The sequence below is a fragment of the Paraburkholderia sp. SIMBA_053 genome (genome assembly GCF_046534895.1).
Lineage (GTDB): Bacteria > Pseudomonadota > Gammaproteobacteria > Burkholderiales > Burkholderiaceae > Paraburkholderia > Paraburkholderia caledonica.
Window position 1 is genome coordinate 1 of the sequence record NZ_JAWRXU010000202.1, and the last position, 371, is coordinate 371.

At 63.9% G+C, this 371-nt stretch carries 1 protein-coding gene; it reads right to left on the reverse strand.

Annotated features, from left to right (window positions below; translation table 11 throughout):
* Positions 1-300, reverse strand: a 300-nt coding sequence (locus SB753_RS35275; RefSeq protein ID WP_410804699.1) for a DUF3141 domain-containing protein, incomplete at its 3' end; no start/stop codon positions are given.
* Between the last annotated feature and the right edge of the window lie 71 nt (positions 301-371).

Genomic DNA, 371 nt, shown 5'->3' on the forward strand with positions numbered 1-371 from the left:
GGGCTTCAGATCATCCGGCGCGACGATGCGCACGAGCCCGTAATTGACGGGGCGCGGCAGCGTACGCCCATCGACGATGAGTTCGGTGCCGAAGTCGAGCACGTTGGGTACGCGCTCCTGCATGTGCGCCTGATACTGATTGCCGCGTTCGCGCATCACGTCGGCGAACAGCACGCTGCGCTGCCATGTGTCGACGGCGTAGGCGTAGCCTTGCGCGAACAGATTGCCCGGTATCGATGCGAAGGGCATCGAAGGCGCGAATGTGTCAGGTGTAGCGGCGGTCGGTTGAGACTGATTCATGGTCGCATCTGCTCCCTCAATGGGTCGCCGCCGCGGTCTCACGCGAGGCTCACATGCACACGCGATGCGCG